Origin of the sequence: Arthrobacter sp. zg-Y179 (assembly GCF_020907345.1) — a bacterium.
GTDB classification, from domain to species: domain Bacteria; phylum Actinomycetota; class Actinomycetes; order Actinomycetales; family Micrococcaceae; genus Arthrobacter_B; species Arthrobacter_B jinronghuae.
The window spans coordinates 599554-612861 of record NZ_JAJJOB010000005.1; the positions used below are offsets into that span (position 1 = coordinate 599554).

General features: G+C 68.0%; 14 protein-coding genes. 10 read left to right on the plus strand and 4 right to left on the minus strand.

Going from position 1 to position 13308, the window contains the following annotated elements; all coding sequences use genetic code 11:
• Position 1: 1 nt before the first annotated feature.
• Positions 2-1402 (minus strand): amidase, encoded by a 1401-nt coding sequence (locus tag LOC56_RS06015; RefSeq protein WP_229951369.1) that lies wholly within the window; start codon positions 1400-1402, stop codon positions 2-4.
• Between the two features lie 151 nt (positions 1403-1553).
• On the opposite strand from LOC56_RS06015, the gene LOC56_RS06020 reads away from it, so the two are divergent.
• The 4 genes from LOC56_RS06020 to LOC56_RS06035 all read left to right on the plus strand — a co-directional run bounded on the left by LOC56_RS06020 (position 1554) and on the right by LOC56_RS06035 (position 4235).
• On the plus strand, positions 1554-1880 hold the full coding sequence (locus tag LOC56_RS06020; RefSeq protein WP_229951371.1) for a rhodanese-like domain-containing protein: 327 nt from the start codon (positions 1554-1556) through the stop codon (positions 1878-1880).
• Positions 1877-2857 (plus strand): prephenate dehydratase, encoded by a 981-nt coding sequence (gene pheA, locus LOC56_RS06025; RefSeq protein ID WP_229951374.1) that lies wholly within the window; start codon positions 1877-1879, stop codon positions 2855-2857. Before LOC56_RS06020 ends, pheA begins: the two co-directional genes overlap by 4 nt.
• Before the next feature lie 50 nt (positions 2858-2907).
• On the plus strand, positions 2908-3882 hold the full coding sequence (locus LOC56_RS06030) for a DNA topoisomerase IB (RefSeq protein ID WP_229951377.1): 975 nt from the start codon (positions 2908-2910) through the stop codon (positions 3880-3882).
• A 95-nt stretch (positions 3883-3977) separates the two neighbouring features.
• Positions 3978-4235: a hypothetical protein gene (locus tag LOC56_RS06035; RefSeq protein WP_229951378.1), complete on the plus strand. Its 258-nt coding sequence runs from the start codon at positions 3978-3980 to the stop codon at positions 4233-4235.
• 46 nt (positions 4236-4281) lie between these two features.
• On the opposite strand, the gene LOC56_RS06040 is transcribed toward LOC56_RS06035, so the two are convergent.
• The gene (locus tag LOC56_RS06040) at positions 4282-5355 is read right to left on the minus strand and encodes a diacylglycerol/lipid kinase family protein (RefSeq protein WP_229951379.1); all 1074 of its coding nucleotides are present in this window, start codon (positions 5353-5355) and stop codon (positions 4282-4284) included.
• A 67-nt stretch (positions 5356-5422) separates the two neighbouring features.
• Between LOC56_RS06040 and serS the strand changes: the two genes are divergently transcribed.
• Together serS and LOC56_RS06050 are read left to right on the plus strand one after the other, a co-directional pair.
• The gene (gene serS / locus LOC56_RS06045; protein WP_229951380.1) at positions 5423-6697 is read left to right on the plus strand and encodes a serine--tRNA ligase; all 1275 of its coding nucleotides are present in this window, start codon (positions 5423-5425) and stop codon (positions 6695-6697) included.
• A gap of 127 nt (positions 6698-6824) precedes the next feature.
• The gene (locus LOC56_RS06050) at positions 6825-7673 is read left to right on the plus strand and encodes an HAD family hydrolase (RefSeq protein WP_229951381.1); all 849 of its coding nucleotides are present in this window, start codon (positions 6825-6827) and stop codon (positions 7671-7673) included.
• Position 7674: 1 nt separating this feature from the next.
• On the opposite strand, the gene LOC56_RS06055 is transcribed toward LOC56_RS06050, so the two are convergent.
• Positions 7675-8310 (minus strand): hypothetical protein, encoded by a 636-nt coding sequence (locus tag LOC56_RS06055; RefSeq protein ID WP_229951382.1) that lies wholly within the window; start codon positions 8308-8310, stop codon positions 7675-7677.
• Positions 8311-8394: 84 nt separating this feature from the next.
• On the opposite strand from LOC56_RS06055, the gene LOC56_RS06060 reads away from it, so the two are divergent.
• Positions 8395-8607, plus strand: coding sequence for a hypothetical protein (locus tag LOC56_RS06060; protein WP_229951383.1), 213 nt, complete (start codon positions 8395-8397; stop codon positions 8605-8607).
• 79 nt (positions 8608-8686) lie between these two features.
• On the opposite strand, the gene LOC56_RS06065 is transcribed toward LOC56_RS06060, so the two are convergent.
• Entirely contained in the window at positions 8687-9232 is a 546-nt protein-coding gene (locus tag LOC56_RS06065; RefSeq protein WP_229951527.1) for an inorganic diphosphatase, read from the minus strand.
• Positions 9233-9459: 227 nt separating this feature from the next.
• Between LOC56_RS06065 and dacB the strand changes: the two genes are divergently transcribed.
• The 3 genes from dacB to tilS all read left to right on the plus strand — a co-directional run bounded on the left by dacB (position 9460) and on the right by tilS (position 13277).
• Positions 9460-10878: a D-alanyl-D-alanine carboxypeptidase/D-alanyl-D-alanine endopeptidase gene (dacB, locus tag LOC56_RS06070; RefSeq protein ID WP_229951384.1), complete on the plus strand. Its 1419-nt coding sequence runs from the start codon at positions 9460-9462 to the stop codon at positions 10876-10878.
• A 67-nt stretch (positions 10879-10945) separates the two neighbouring features.
• On the plus strand, positions 10946-12130 hold the full coding sequence (locus tag LOC56_RS06075) for a zinc-dependent metalloprotease (RefSeq protein WP_229951385.1): 1185 nt from the start codon (positions 10946-10948) through the stop codon (positions 12128-12130).
• Positions 12131-12137: 7 nt separating this feature from the next.
• Positions 12138-13277 carry a tRNA lysidine(34) synthetase TilS gene (tilS, locus tag LOC56_RS06080; RefSeq protein WP_442860071.1) on the plus strand — a complete coding sequence of 380 codons (1140 nt, stop codon included), beginning with the start codon at positions 12138-12140 and terminating at the stop codon, positions 13275-13277.
• The last annotated feature ends 31 nt before the right edge of the window (positions 13278-13308 follow it).

Below are 13308 nucleotides of genomic sequence, written 5' to 3' on the forward strand. Positions count from 1 at the left end.
GTCAGTACCCCAGCTGGGCTGCCACGGCCAGGAGATCCGCTTCGGCGCCGGGCCGCCCGATCAGCTGGACACCCATCGGCAGGCCGGCGGCGGTATCCAGCACCGGAAGGGTAATCGCGGGAAGCCCGCAGACATTAACCATGGACGTGAACGGCGAGTACCGGCACTGCCGTGCATAATCCTCGTCCGCCCGGTCAACAGCGCCGGCATCGCCGCTGGTGTACCAGCCGAGGGGCCGCGGCGTCATAGCCAGGGTAGGCGTCAGGATCATGTCGTAGCCGCTGTACTGCCGGATGGTCTCGGCTTCAAAGGAGCGGAGGACGTCGACGGCGGAGACCAGGTCCGCCGCACTGCGCCGAAGGGCGCGCTGACGCATAACGGCGGCAAGGTCGGTCAGCCGTTCTTCCCCGCCCGGTGCCAGGGCAGCGGTGGCCAGCCCGGCCGTCCACACCACCTGGAAGGCATCCGGATACCGTTCGTCATAAACCACGTCCGTGTCCAGCAGGTCGTGGCCGGCGCCGGTCAGGGCCGCGATACCGGCGTCGAGCGCCTGCACTGCCTCGGGCTCAAGCCGGATCTCCAACCTGGATTCGAAGGGCGAACGGGTGCTGACCCCGATCCGGAACCTGCCCTCGGCACGCAGTGCGGCCGCAAGGAACGTTCCGGTGACGGGAGCCGCGCTGGTGGCACGGTAATTGGGTTCGTCGACCATTGCGTCCAGCAGCAGTGCTGCATCTGCTGCGTTCCGGGCCAACGGGCCGGCCACCACGAACTGGCCCAGGTCCTGCTGTCCCGAGCCGGCCGGGATCCTCCCGCGGTTGGGCTTCAGGCCGACCAGGCCGGTGGCCGCCGCAGGGATGCGCACGGAACCGCCGCCGTCGGTACCCGGAGCAAAGGGGACCAGCCCGGCGGCGACAGCTGCTGCGCTGCCGCCGGAGGACCCCCCGGGGCTGAGCTGCGGATCGCGCGGGTTCCGCGCCGGCGGACCGACCCGGTTTTCGCTGTAACTGCTGAGCCCGAATTCGGGGACCTGCGTCTTGCCGAGGCTGATCGCCCCGGCCCGGCGCAGGACGGCCGGCAGGGGTGCATCCTCCCTGGCCGTCCACGGGTTCAGTGCCGCACTGCCCATGGTGGTGCGCACGCCCGCCACGTCCGTGAGGTCCTTGTGCGCCAGCGGCATTCCATGCAGCAGTCCAAGTTGTCCGCCCCGGGCACGGTGTGCATCGGCAGCCCGCGCCTCGGCAACGGCGAGTTCCGGCGTCGGCGTGAGGAAGGCACCCAACGCCGGGTTGAGCTCCTCGATGCGCCGCAGATAGTGGTCGGTGGCTTCCTCCGCGCCGAGCCCGCCGGAGGCCAGGGCATCCCGGAGTTCGACGGCGGTCATCTCGTGGAGAGCGGGCATCGCGTGCCTTTCGGTGCGGGCGGTGTCCGGGCGTTTATTCTCTCGGACCGCGTCCCACTATAGGCTGGACAAAACGGCACCGTACTGCGGGCCCGGGCGTGCCCGGAACCGTGGTGCGGAGCTTTCAACCCGTACGACAGTGAGGGCAGCAATGAGTGAGATGCAGAGCGTAACCGTAGACACCATTCCCGAGGGCGCGAAGATCCTCGACGTACGGGAAGACTACGAATGGGAGGCCGGCCACGTTGACGGCGCCCTCCACATCCCGCTTGACCGGCTGCCCGATGCCCTTGATGATCTGGACCCGGACCAGGACCTTGCAGTCATCTGCCGCACCGGCGGGCGCAGCGCCCGGGCCACCCAGTGGCTGGAAGTCAACGGTTACTCGGCCGTCAACGTTAACGGCGGGATGGGTGCCTGGCTCGAGGCGGGGAAGCCCATGGTTTCCGACAACGGGCAGGAACCGACCGTTAAATGACGCATGCCGCCGACACCCAGGCCGCTCCGCACCACCGCGGCCCGCTGGGGGAAACCGTGGTTTACACGTACCTCGGTCCGGAGGGCACCTTCACGGAGGCTGCACTGCTGACCATCCCGGGCGCACAGGACGCCGTCCGCATTCCGGCGCCCAGCGTGAACTCCGCACTGGAAATGGTCCGCTCCGGGCAGGCCACGGCTGCCGTGGTGCCGATTGAAAACTCGGTGGAGGGCGGCGTCAGCGCCACCCTCGATGCGCTTTCCGCCGGTGCCTCACTGCGGATCCTGAGGGAAATCCTGGTCCCCATCACGTTTGTCCTGGCGGCGCGTCCGGGGGTGGCCCTGGCGGATATCCGCACGGTTTCCACCCACACCCATGCCTGGGCACAGTGCCGGGAATGGGCCGCGGCAAATATTCCCGAGGCGGAATATTTGCCTGCCTCCTCAACTGCAGCGGCAGCAGTGGAGCTCAGCGGGTCCGACCCGTCCTTTGACGCGGCGATCTGCGCGCCGCTGGTGGCGCAGCGGCTCGGGCTGGAGGTTCTGCGGGAGGACATCGGCGATGTGCGCGATGCCGTGACCAGGTTCGTGATGATCAGCCTGCCCGGACTGCTTCCGGAGCCGACCGGTTCCGACAAGACCACCCTGGTGGTTCCCCTGCCGGAGGACCACCCCGGTGCCCTGATGGAAATCCTGGACCAGTTTTCCACCCGCGGGGTGAACCTGAGCCGGATCGAGTCCCGTCCCACGGGTATGTTCCTCGGTGATTACTTCTTCAGCATCGACGCTGACGGCCACATTGCGGATGCCCGGATGGCGGATGCATTGAAGGGCCTGCACCGGATCAGTCCGGAGCTGCGTTTCCTGGGCTCCTATCCGCGCGCGGACCACCGCGAGTCGGAGATACCCCGGCACACCAGTGACGAGGCGTTTCGGGCCGCAGACATTTGGTTCGAGTCCCTGCTGAACGGATACTAGGGCTGGAACCTGCGGCCGAACCGGTCCGCGGCGGGTGAAAGGGACGCATCATGGGCCGTCTGCGGCGAAGCAACTGCGAACATCCCGGCTACTCCCGCCGCCGCTGGGGCAAGGGGTTCAGTTACCGGGATGTCCGCGGCAACGTCATCACCGACCGGACGGTAGTGGCCCGGATCCGTTCGCTGGCCATTCCGCCGGCCTGGACGGATGTCTGGATCAGTCCGTACCCCAACGGCCACATCCAGGCGACGGGAACCGACGCCGCCGGGCGTAAGCAGTACATGTACCACCCGCAGTGGCGTGAGATGAAGGACCGGGAGAAATTCGACCGCGCCCTCGCATTCGCCCAGTCCCTTCCGGCGGCCCGCCGCCTGATCACCAAGCATCTGCGCGCCGAGGGCTGCGGTTCGGAACGTGCCCTGGCGGCAGCCCTGCGGATTGTCGACGCCGGCGCGCTGCGCGTGGGCGGCACCCGTTATGCGGAGGCCAACGGTTCCTACGGCACCACCACCCTGCGGATCGAGCATGTGCGGCTGGATGGAACGGAAGTGCGTTTCGACTTCCCCGGCAAGAGCGGCCAGGAATGGCACACCTCCATCAAGGATGCCGACCTCGCGGACGCCCTCGAACCGATGCTCCGCCGCCCGGATGCGGACACGGCGCTGGCCTACCTCGGGGCTGACGGTGCCTGGCACAGCGTCGATGCCGCCCAGCTGAACGCCTTCCTGAAGGAAGTCACGGGCGGAGAATTCAGCGCCAAGGACTTCCGCACCTGGCAGGCCACGGTGGTGGCAGCCATGTCCCTGGCCCGGATGGCGCCGACCGCCGCCACCAATCGGGCGAAGCAGAAGGCCGTGGCAGCAACTGCACGGGACGTGGCGGAGCACCTGGGCAACACCCCGGCAATCGCCCGCAAGTCCTACATTGATCCCCGGGTGGTAGACCGCTTCTTCGACGGCCAGGTCATCCCGGTGACGGGGTTCTCCGCGTCGGAGACCGCAACCCGGATGATGCTCGAGGATTAACCGGGTTTCCGCCGGGACCGGCGATAAGTATGCTGATGGAAGGCGCGCGCAGTATTGGCGCACTGGACAACCACCCCAAGAAGGAAGGTGCCGGCATGAGCGAGTACCCCAACGAACAAGAGCAGCTCAAGGACCCGAAGCCCAGCGGTGTTTCCACCAATGACGATAACTACCGCGGCGATGTCGGCGACCAGGGCAACGACATCCGCTTTGCCGAGGAAGAGGCGCTGATCCGCGAGCAGTCCTCCCCCAGCGAGGACGAAGGCAAGTACACCGCCGCAGAGGGCGCCAAGACGGACAAGGACCGCGAAGGCGGTTACACCGACTCCGAGGGCACCCAGGACGGCAAGTAACGCCTTCCTGCGAAACGGCGCTGCACCCACTGGTGCGGCGCCGTTTCTATGCCTCCGGCGGCAGGACGGGCGAGGGCGGCACCCGGACCAGCAGGGCTCCGGCGTCCACCTCCACCGTGATGGTGGTGGCGGGTCCGGTCAGGTCGCCGTCGAGCTGGGTCTGGGTGGGTTCCGCGACGGTCACCGTGATTTTCCGGACCCGGTGGTGACGGATCACCGGGAGGTCCTTGGGGTAGCGCGTCATTACTTTGCCTGCCACCCAGGCCCAGCCAAGGACACTGCGCGGGCTGATGATGACGACGTCCAGCAGCCCGTCCTCCACCACGGCGTCGGGAATGAAATCGATTCCGGCGGGCAGGCGTCCCGTGTTGGCCACCAGCACGCTGTGCACCTTCTGTGACTGCGCCGGACCGTCGTCTATGCTGACGGTCATCCGCGTCCGCCGTCCCGGCAGCAGGCGGACGCCGGCTTCGCTGTAGGCCAGCCAGCCCACCCGCTTCTTAAGCTCATCCCTGGTAGCGGCGATTACCTGGGCATCCAGGCCGATCCCGCCCATCACCAGGAACGCATTGTGGGAACGCCCGCCCGTGGAGGCATCTTCGAGCACAATGTCGGCCATATCGATCCGCCGCACATCCCCGTGCAGCGAGTTGCGGATGTTTCCCGCCAGGTCCGCCACGGAGATGTCCAGGTTCCGGGCCAGCAGGTTGCCGGTGCCCAGCGGGATCAGGCCCAGGGCGGCACCGGAATGCGCCACCGCGCGCGAGACCTCGCGGATGGTGCCGTCGCCGCCGGCGGCGAGGACGACGTCGGCCCCGGACTCCAGTGCCTGCAGCGCCTGCAGGTAGCCCGGGCTGTCCACGGTTGTTTCCAGGATCAGCGGCGGATCCCAGCCCGCGAGCTCGCAGGAAGCCCTCAGCAGCGCCTCGGCATCGGCAGCAAGCGCCTTGATCGGGTTCACGACCATCGCCACCCGCTGGTGGGCCGCTCCGCGCGGGGCGAACACCGCAGCGTCCGCCGCCGCCCGCCGCCTGCTGCGGGTGCCGGCAACGGCCCAGGTTAGGGCGGAGGCCAGCAGGGCGGCGATCAGGACAAGGAGGAGGGTAATTTCAACGGGCATGATGCCTCCCAGAATAGCCGCCGCCCCGCAGCGCAAAGGCCGGGCGGGTTTTGGGTACCCTTGAGACGTGATCGATGTAAATGAGCTCCGCGAAAACCCCGAAAAATTCCGAGCCTCGCAGCGCGCCCGGCTGGCCGACGAGAGCCTTGTGGACGCGATCATTTCCGCTGACGCCTCCCGCCGCGACGCCCGGACCCGCTACGAGACCCTGCGCGCCGAGCAGAATGCCTTCGGCAAGCGCGTCGCCGCCGCCAAGGGTGAAGAGAAGCAGGCCCTCCTGGCCGAGGTGAAGGAACTGGCTGCCGCAGTCAAGGCCGCCGGCGCCGAGGCTGACGCCATCCAGGCCGAATCCGATGCGCTGCTGCGCCGGATCCCGAACCTGGTGTCCGACGGCGTTCCGGTCGGAGGAGAGGACGACTTCGAGGTAGTCAAGACCGTCGGCAAGCCCCGCGACTTTGAGGCCGAGGGCTTTAAACCCCGCGACCACCTGGAAATCGGCGAGCTGCTCGGCGCCATCGACATGGAACGCGGCGCCAAGGTCTCCGGCTCCCGCTTCTACTTCCTGCGCGGCGTCGGCGCCCGCCTCGAACTGGCACTGCTGAACATGGCGATGGACCAGGCAGTGAAGGCCGGATTCGTCCCGATGATCACCCCCACCCTGGTCCGCCCCGAGACGATGCAGGGTACCGGCTTCGACGTCGCGCACGACGCCGAGATCTACCGCCTGGCCGAAGACGACCTGTACCTGGTGGGCACGTCCGAGGTGCCGCTGGCCGGCTACCACGCAGACGAAATTCTTGAGCTCGACGGCGGCCCGGTCCGCTACGCCGGCTGGTCCTCCTGCTACCGCCGCGAAGCCGGCTCGCACGGCAAGGACACCCGCGGCATCATCCGCGTCCACCAGTTCAACAAGGTGGAAATGTTTGTCTACGCCCGGCCGGAGGATGCAGCGGCAGAGCACCAGCGGCTGCTGGCCTGGGAAGAGGAAATGCTGGCCAAGGTCGAGCTGCCCTACCGGGTCATCGACACGGCGGCCGGCGATCTGGGCATGTCCGCGGCGCGGAAGTTCGACTGCGAGGCCTGGGTTCCCACCCAGAACGCCTACCGCGAGCTGACCTCCACCTCCAACTGCACCACCTTCCAGGCCCGGCGCCTGAACATCCGCGAACGGCAGGCTGAAGGCAAGGGCACCCGTGCCGTGGCCACCCTGAACGGAACGCTGGCCACCACCCGGTGGATCGTCGCAATTCTGGAACACCACCAGAACCCGGACGGCTCCGTTAATGTCCCGGCTGCGCTTCAGCCGTACCTGGGCGGACTGGAAGTCCTTCCGGTCCTCTAACTCCATGCAACGACGGCGGGACCTCGGGTGTTGCCCGGGGTCCCGCCGTGCATCAACCCTGTCCACCGGTCCGGCCCTGTGGCAGCTGTCCTAGCCGCCTTCCTTGCCGATCTGCTTAGATAAAACGATGACAACTATGAGTACCGCTGGCATCGAAGACCAGCGAACCCCTGACAAGCGACACCTGGTAGCCCTCGACGTAGACGGAACCCTCGTAGACCACGACGGCCACATGTCCCCGGGCGTTCGCGAGGCCGCACGAAAGGCCTCGGAAGCAGGCCACCACCTTGTGGTGGCCACCGGCAGGTCCTACGGGGCCGCGCTGCCAATCCTCGAACTCCTGGGCCTGACCACGGGATACTGCGTCTGCTCCAACGGTGCCGTGACCCTGCGCCTGGATCCCGCCCTCGAAGACGGCTACGAAGTAATGGACCGTGTGGTCTTCGACCCGAAACCGGCACTGGCCGCGCTGCGCGCAAAGCTTCCCACCGCAAAATTCGCCCTGGAGGACGCGGAAGGGCGCTTCCTATCCACCGAACGGTTCCAGGACGCCAGCTTCGGTGCCGAAGCCCTCGCGGTGGACTTCGAGTCCATGCTGGAGGCACAGGCCGTCCGCGTGGTGGTTTTCAGCACCGACAGCACCGCAGAGGAATTCGGCGAGGCGGTGGAGGCGATCGGACTGCACGGCGTGACGTATTCCGTGGGCTGGACCGCCTGGCTGGATATCGCCGCGTCCGGTGTCACCAAGGCCAGCGCGCTGGAGCAGGTCCGCCGCCGGCTGGAGGTCGACCCGACGCTGACCATTGGCCTGGGTGACGGCCGCAACGACATTGAGATGCTGGACTGGGCCGCCCGAGGCGTGGCCATGGGTCAGGCGCCGGACGAGGTCCTGGCAGCAGCCTCCGAGGTGACCGGCACGGTCTACGAGGACGGTGCGGCGAGCGTGCTGTCCAGCGTGCTGGACGGCACGGCCTAGCTCACGCCCGGTAGGGGAGCGCTGCCGGCGGAAGCGAGGCCGGACCGTAGACCAGTCCCAGCAGCCGTGCGGCGGCCGGACGGGTGGCCCATTCTTCGCTCCAGTGGGACCGGACCACCGCCTTGCTCACGGCCTGTGCGGTGATTCCCAGTTCCTGGGCCACGAACTTCTGCTGCCCGCGCGCTCCCGGAGTCATGAGGTCCAGCACCTTCCACTCGGCCTCGGAGCGGGCGGCCACAATCAGGCCCAGCAGGCGCAGCACGGCTTCCGCCTCCGCCGCCAGTTCCGCATCCGGGCCCTCCACCGCCAGCGGCACACGGTCGCCGGTGCGCTGGGCGCGCTCCACGGCACGCCGGGAATAGACCAGTCCGTAGCCCCGCACGTCGGACAGATTCTCCGGGAGGGGAACCTGGAGCTCGCCCACCCCCACGCCCACGTGCCAGCGGCGCTGCCGGATCGCCGTCAGCGCGGCTTCCACCGCGGTGGCCGCATCGGTCAGCACCCCCTGGGCTTCGTCACCGACGGTGCGCTGGAAGGGAACGGCGGCAGGCAGATGCCGAAGGGAGCGGATCAGGTCCGGAACCAGGTCCCCGACCTCCCGGGAGTCCCGCTGGTTGATGGTCAGCACAAAATGCATGGCATCAGCATGTCAGACTCCGGCGGAAAACAACCGAATGCGGTTGTGGCGCGCCCGGCCCGGCACCCCGGTAGAGTCGGGCGCATGACCAGCCAGGAGCAAGCACCCCGCCCGGACCGCCGCCCGCTGCTTCCCCTGCTGTTCGGGGCAGGCATTGTCCTGCTGGGCCTGTGGGCGGCATGGCTGACCTCCAGCTGGATTGTCCTTGCCGTTGCCGTGCTGGTGGCGGTTGTTCCGGCCAGGACCCACGCGGGAGACCTGCGCGCGTGGGCGCAGCGCAAGGCGCGCGGCAACTGAGATTGCGGAGTTAAACGCCGACGGCGGCCGCCCCGCAAGGGACGCACCGCCGTCGTACCGGCAGGGCCGATAGGAAGAACTAGTTGTTGACGGGGTTGGCGTCGACGTCGCGGCCCTGGGCCTCGTCCTCTTCGTGGCCTTCGCCGTGTGCCTTGTAGCGCTCCAGGGAAGCCCGAACCTCGGCTTCGGCCTCCTCGCGGCCGGCCCAGTCAGCGGCTTCAACCCACTTGCCGGGCTCCAGGTCCTTGTACTTCGTGAAGAAGTGCTTGATCTCGTCGAGCAGGAAGTCGGAGACGTCCGAGAGGTCCTGGATGTGGTTAAAGCGCGGGTCCACCGGAACGCAGAGAACCTTGGCGTCTCCGCCGCCGTCGTCGACCATGTTGAACACGCCGATGGGACGGGATTCCACCAGTACGCCGGGCATCAGGTCGAAGTCCTGCAGCATCACCAGCGCGTCCAGGGGATCGCCGTCCTCGCCGAGGGTGTTCTCGAAGTACCCGTAGTGGGTGGGGTAGGCCATGGACGTGAACAGGACCCGGTCCAGGCGCAGGCGGTGGGTTTCGTGGTCAATTTCGTACTTGACCCGGGATCCCTTGGGGATCTCGATGGTGACGTCGAGCGTCATGGGCGTTTCGGGCATTGCGACTCCTCACTGGCGTGGCCCGCTGAGGAACCACTGGAAAGATTTGGCTGACGATCATGCGCCGGCATGCCCCGCGACCGGAAAGATCGGGGCCGGCGCCGGCGTCGGTCTAGTCTTAAAGATATATGTCCTGTGCACAGAACGTGTGCAGGGCCGAAACGGGCCGGGCAAGCCGGCGGAAATGAAAGAGTCGGTGGGACATGTCTCGGATGTTCTCCGGCACTCTGCTGGCCCTGGTCTTCGCAGTGCTGCTGGTTCCGTTGGCCTGCTATGCCCTCCCTCCGGTTGCCCAGTCCCTGACCGAACCCCGGGTGCAGCGCGCCGAGGTGGTTCCCCGCTACCAGCAGGCACCCGCGAAGCTCACGGACAGCACACTGGTAGCTGCTCCGAAGGCATCGGATCCGATGCCGGATGCGGAGCAGCTGGCCCGCCTGCTCGACGCCGAACTGGCCGTGGACGGAAGCGGCACCTTCTCCGCCGTGGTGCAGGACGCGCTCACCGGCACAGTGCTTTATGAGCGCGGCGGCGCCACCGGGCTGGCCCCCGCCTCAAGCCTCAAGGTCCTGACCGCCGCCGCGGCGCTGTCCGCGATGGACGGCGACACGCGCTTTCCCACCACCGCCCTGCCGGGGGAAGACCCGGGCACGGTGGTCCTGCGGGGCGGCGGCGATGTGCTGCTGACCGCTGGGGATTCGGATCCCGGGTCCGTGGCCGGCCACGCCGGACTGGCCACCCTGGCCGAACGGACCGCCGCGGCACTTGCCGAAAAGGAAACCGCAGGACCAGTGAAGGTGCTGGTGGATGATTCGCTGTTCACCGGCCCGGCACTTTCGGACGCCTGGGGGGAAGCCGACGTCGCGGCGGGCGAGATCGCCCCGATCCATTCCCTTGCGGTGAGCTCGGCATGGGCAGAGGAGGGCACCGGGCCGGGACCCCGCGTTGAGGACGCCGCCCTGTCCGCCGGAGAGTCCTACCGCGCCGCACTCGCTGCTGCCCTGGCGCCCAGGGGCATCGACGTAGAGCTGTCTGTTGAACGCGGCACCGCTCCGGCAGGCGCTGTTGCCCTCGCCGAGGTCCGCTCCGCACCGCTGGCCGAACAGGTCGACTACATGCTGCTGAACTCTGACAACTACCTAGCGGAGGTGCTGGCCCGGCTCAGTGCGGCAGCCACGGACCGTGAGGCATCCTTTGCCGGCGGAATTGAAACCGTTAAGGCCGAGGTGGCTGCCCTCGGGGTGGATGCCGGAGCAATGGTGCTGGGGGATACCAGCGGCCTGTCCGGCGAAACCTCGGTTTCCGCCGCGCAGTTGACCTCGCTGATGCAGATCCTCCTCACCACTACCGACCCCGATTTGCGCGCCGTCGCAGGCGGACTGCCCGTGGCCGCCCTGAGCGGAACGCTGGCCGGGCGCTATGACGAGACAGCCGATTCCGCAGCAGCGGGAATTGTGCGGGCCAAGACGGGAACCCTGCTGGCGGTCACCGCGCTGACCGGGTACGCCGCCGACGCCGACGGCCGGGTACTTGCCTTCACTTTCGTTGCCAGCGGCCTGGACGGAAACACCCAGCAGGCACGGGACGCCGTGGATTCCGCGGCGGCCGTGCTGGCCGGATGCGGGTGCCGGTAATACCGGGCAGACGCTCCGTTCCCTCAAGGTGGTGTGGTGCCGGAAGGCAATGTGGTCGAATGGAGCAATGGAGAGCAACGAGCGAAGCCGTCCGACCCCCGTCCCGGCGCCTTCCGCCCCTGCAGGGAAAAATACCGACGCCCACCCGTCCGCCGGCGGGACGCCGTCGCTGGTGAACTGGGACCTGGCAGCTTCCACCGCCGCGGCCATGGTGGCGCCCGGACCGAAGATGTCCGCCCGCGAGATCCGCGACGCCGTGGCGGACCTGCGGGCCGCCGCTGAAGCCTCCGTCGCGCACGTCCACCGCATCACCGGACTGGAAGCGGCCCGGGACCTGCGGGACTCGGACGTGCTGATTGTGGACCGGGCATCCTGGGCCCGCGCCAACTCGCAGAGCTTCTCGGTGCTGATGGGACCGGCCCTGCAGCATCTGGCCGAAACCCGCCCGGAACAGCTGGCCGCCGCCAACACGGCACTGGGCGGAACCATGACCGGCGCGCAGCTGGGCACCATCCTTGCCTTCCTCTCGAGCAAGGTCCTTGGCCAGTACGATCCCTTCGCCGCCCTGGGCGGCGTCGGCAAACCCGGCGGACGCCTGCTGCTGGTGGCCCCCAACATCGTCACGCTGGAACGGGAACTGAATGTGGAGCCCGCCGACTTCCGGCTCTGGGTCTGCCTCCACGAGCAGACGCACCGGGTGCAGTTCGCTGCCGCGCCGTGGCTGCGGACTCACATGCTGGAGCAGATCAGCCAGCTCTCCAACGGGATGATGGACAAGGCGCAGACCATTTCCGAGCGGCTGGGTTCCGCCGTGAAGGCGCTGGCAGCACCCAAGGGCGGCGTGGACGCGGACGGCGTGCCGCACAAGTCCGTGGACCTGCTCTCCCTGCTGCAGGATCCGGAGGACAAGGAACGGCTCTCCCACCTGACGGCGGTGATGTCGCTCCTGGAAGGCCACGCAAACGTGGTCATGGACGCCGTGGATGCGAGCATCGTGCCCAGCGTCAAGACCATCCGGCAGCGGTTTAACAACCGCGGCGCCAAGCGCACCTGGATTGACCGCTTCTTCCGCCAGATCATGGGGTTGGATGCCAAGATGCGCCAGTACAGCGACGGCGCCCGCTTTGTCCGTGCCGTCACCGACCAGGTGGGCATGGAAGGCTTCAACCGGGTGTGGGAGCGCCCCGAAAACCTCCCGACCGAAGCGGAGATCCACTCCGCAGACCTATGGATTACCCGGATGGGACTGTAACAACAACGTGCTCGACGAAAACCTCAACAACTCCGGCTCCACAGAGGGCACAGCAGCCGCTGCCCGACCGGCGCCGCGGGTGCGCAAGCGGCTCCTTCCGACGCTGGGGGATGCCCGCAACAGCATCCGTGACACCCTGCGCGACGCCGGCCTGGCCCCGGGCGGAGACCATCCGCCGCTGATCCTGGTTGCCTGCAGCGGCGGCCCCGATTCCCTGGCCCTGGCGCTGGCCGCCTCGTTCTTCTCCCGGCGGGGGGACTACCGGGTGGGCGCCGTCGTCGTTGACCACTCCCTGCAGCCGGGCAGCGCCGACGTCGCCGCCGCCGCGCGGGACAAGCTGGAAGGGATGGGCCTGGAACCCGTTCTCGTACGGAAGGTGGAGGTGCCGGCCTCCGGCATGGGGCCCGAAGCGGCGGCACGCACTGTCCGTTATGCGGCACTCGACGCCGCAGTCGAGGAACTGGACGCCGACGCCGTCCTGCTTGGCCATACCCTTGACGATCAGGCCGAGCAGGTGCTGCTGGGTCTGATGCGCGGTTCCGGTACCCGGTCCCTGGCCGGCATGCCCGCCGTACGGGGAAAATACCTGCGGCCTTTCCTGGGCCTGCGCCGGGAACAGACGCTGGAGATCTGCGCGCATGCCGGGCTGGATCCCTGGCACGACCCCAGCAACCAGGATCCTGCGTATGCCCGGTCCCGGGTCCGGACCGAAGTGCTGCCGTTCCTGGAAGAAAAACTGGGCCCCGGCATCGCCGAAGCGCTGTTCCGTTCCTCACGTATCCTCTCCGCCGACGCCGATTACCTGGACGCCGTCGCGGCGCAGGCCTTTGCGGATCTCCGCGGCTCCGTTCCGGCCGGCAACGCCCCGGATTCCGAGGAGCTGCTGCTGCCCGAAGATCAGCTGCGGAACCTTGCCCCCGCCGTCCGCCAGCGCGTATTGGCCCTCGCCGCGCTCGAACTCGGGGGTGCGCAGCCGAGCTACGAACGCCTCGCGGCGGTCCAGGCGCTGCTGCGGCGCACCGGGTCGGCAGGACCCGTCCAACTGGTGGGGAAAGTCAGCGTCTACCGCCAGCCGCGCGCCAAATCGGTTCACCACGGCGCCCCAAGCTATGGCAATCTTGTTTTTAGGAAAAAGAGCAGCACCTAACATCCAAGCTGCAACACTTCGCACCCGGGAG

Coding starts and splice junctions, on each gene's coding strand:
- LOC56_RS06030 (WP_229951377.1), top strand. CDS start 2,908: ATGGGCCGTCTGCGGCGAAGCAACTGCGAACATCCCGGCTACTCCCGC.
- LOC56_RS06060 (WP_229951383.1), top strand. CDS start 8,395: ATGACCAGCCAGGAGCAAGCACCCCGCCCGGACCGCCGCCCGCTGCTT.
- LOC56_RS06020 (WP_229951371.1), top strand. CDS start 1,554: ATGAGTGAGATGCAGAGCGTAACCGTAGACACCATTCCCGAGGGCGCG.
- pheA (WP_229951374.1), top strand. CDS start 1,877: ATGACGCATGCCGCCGACACCCAGGCCGCTCCGCACCACCGCGGCCCG.
- LOC56_RS06050 (WP_229951381.1), top strand. CDS start 6,825: ATGACAACTATGAGTACCGCTGGCATCGAAGACCAGCGAACCCCTGAC.
- LOC56_RS06015 (WP_229951369.1), bottom strand. CDS start 1,402: ATGCCCGCTCTCCACGAGATGACCGCCGTCGAACTCCGGGATGCCCTG.
- LOC56_RS06065 (WP_229951527.1), bottom strand. CDS start 9,232: ATGACGCTCGACGTCACCATCGAGATCCCCAAGGGATCCCGGGTCAAG.
- LOC56_RS06040 (WP_229951379.1), bottom strand. CDS start 5,355: ATGCCCGTTGAAATTACCCTCCTCCTTGTCCTGATCGCCGCCCTGCTG.
- LOC56_RS06055 (WP_229951382.1), bottom strand. CDS start 8,310: ATGCATTTTGTGCTGACCATCAACCAGCGGGACTCCCGGGAGGTCGGG.
- LOC56_RS06035 (WP_229951378.1), top strand. CDS start 3,978: ATGAGCGAGTACCCCAACGAACAAGAGCAGCTCAAGGACCCGAAGCCC.
- dacB (WP_229951384.1), top strand. CDS start 9,460: ATGTTCTCCGGCACTCTGCTGGCCCTGGTCTTCGCAGTGCTGCTGGTT.
- LOC56_RS06075 (WP_229951385.1), top strand. CDS start 10,946: ATGGAGAGCAACGAGCGAAGCCGTCCGACCCCCGTCCCGGCGCCTTCC.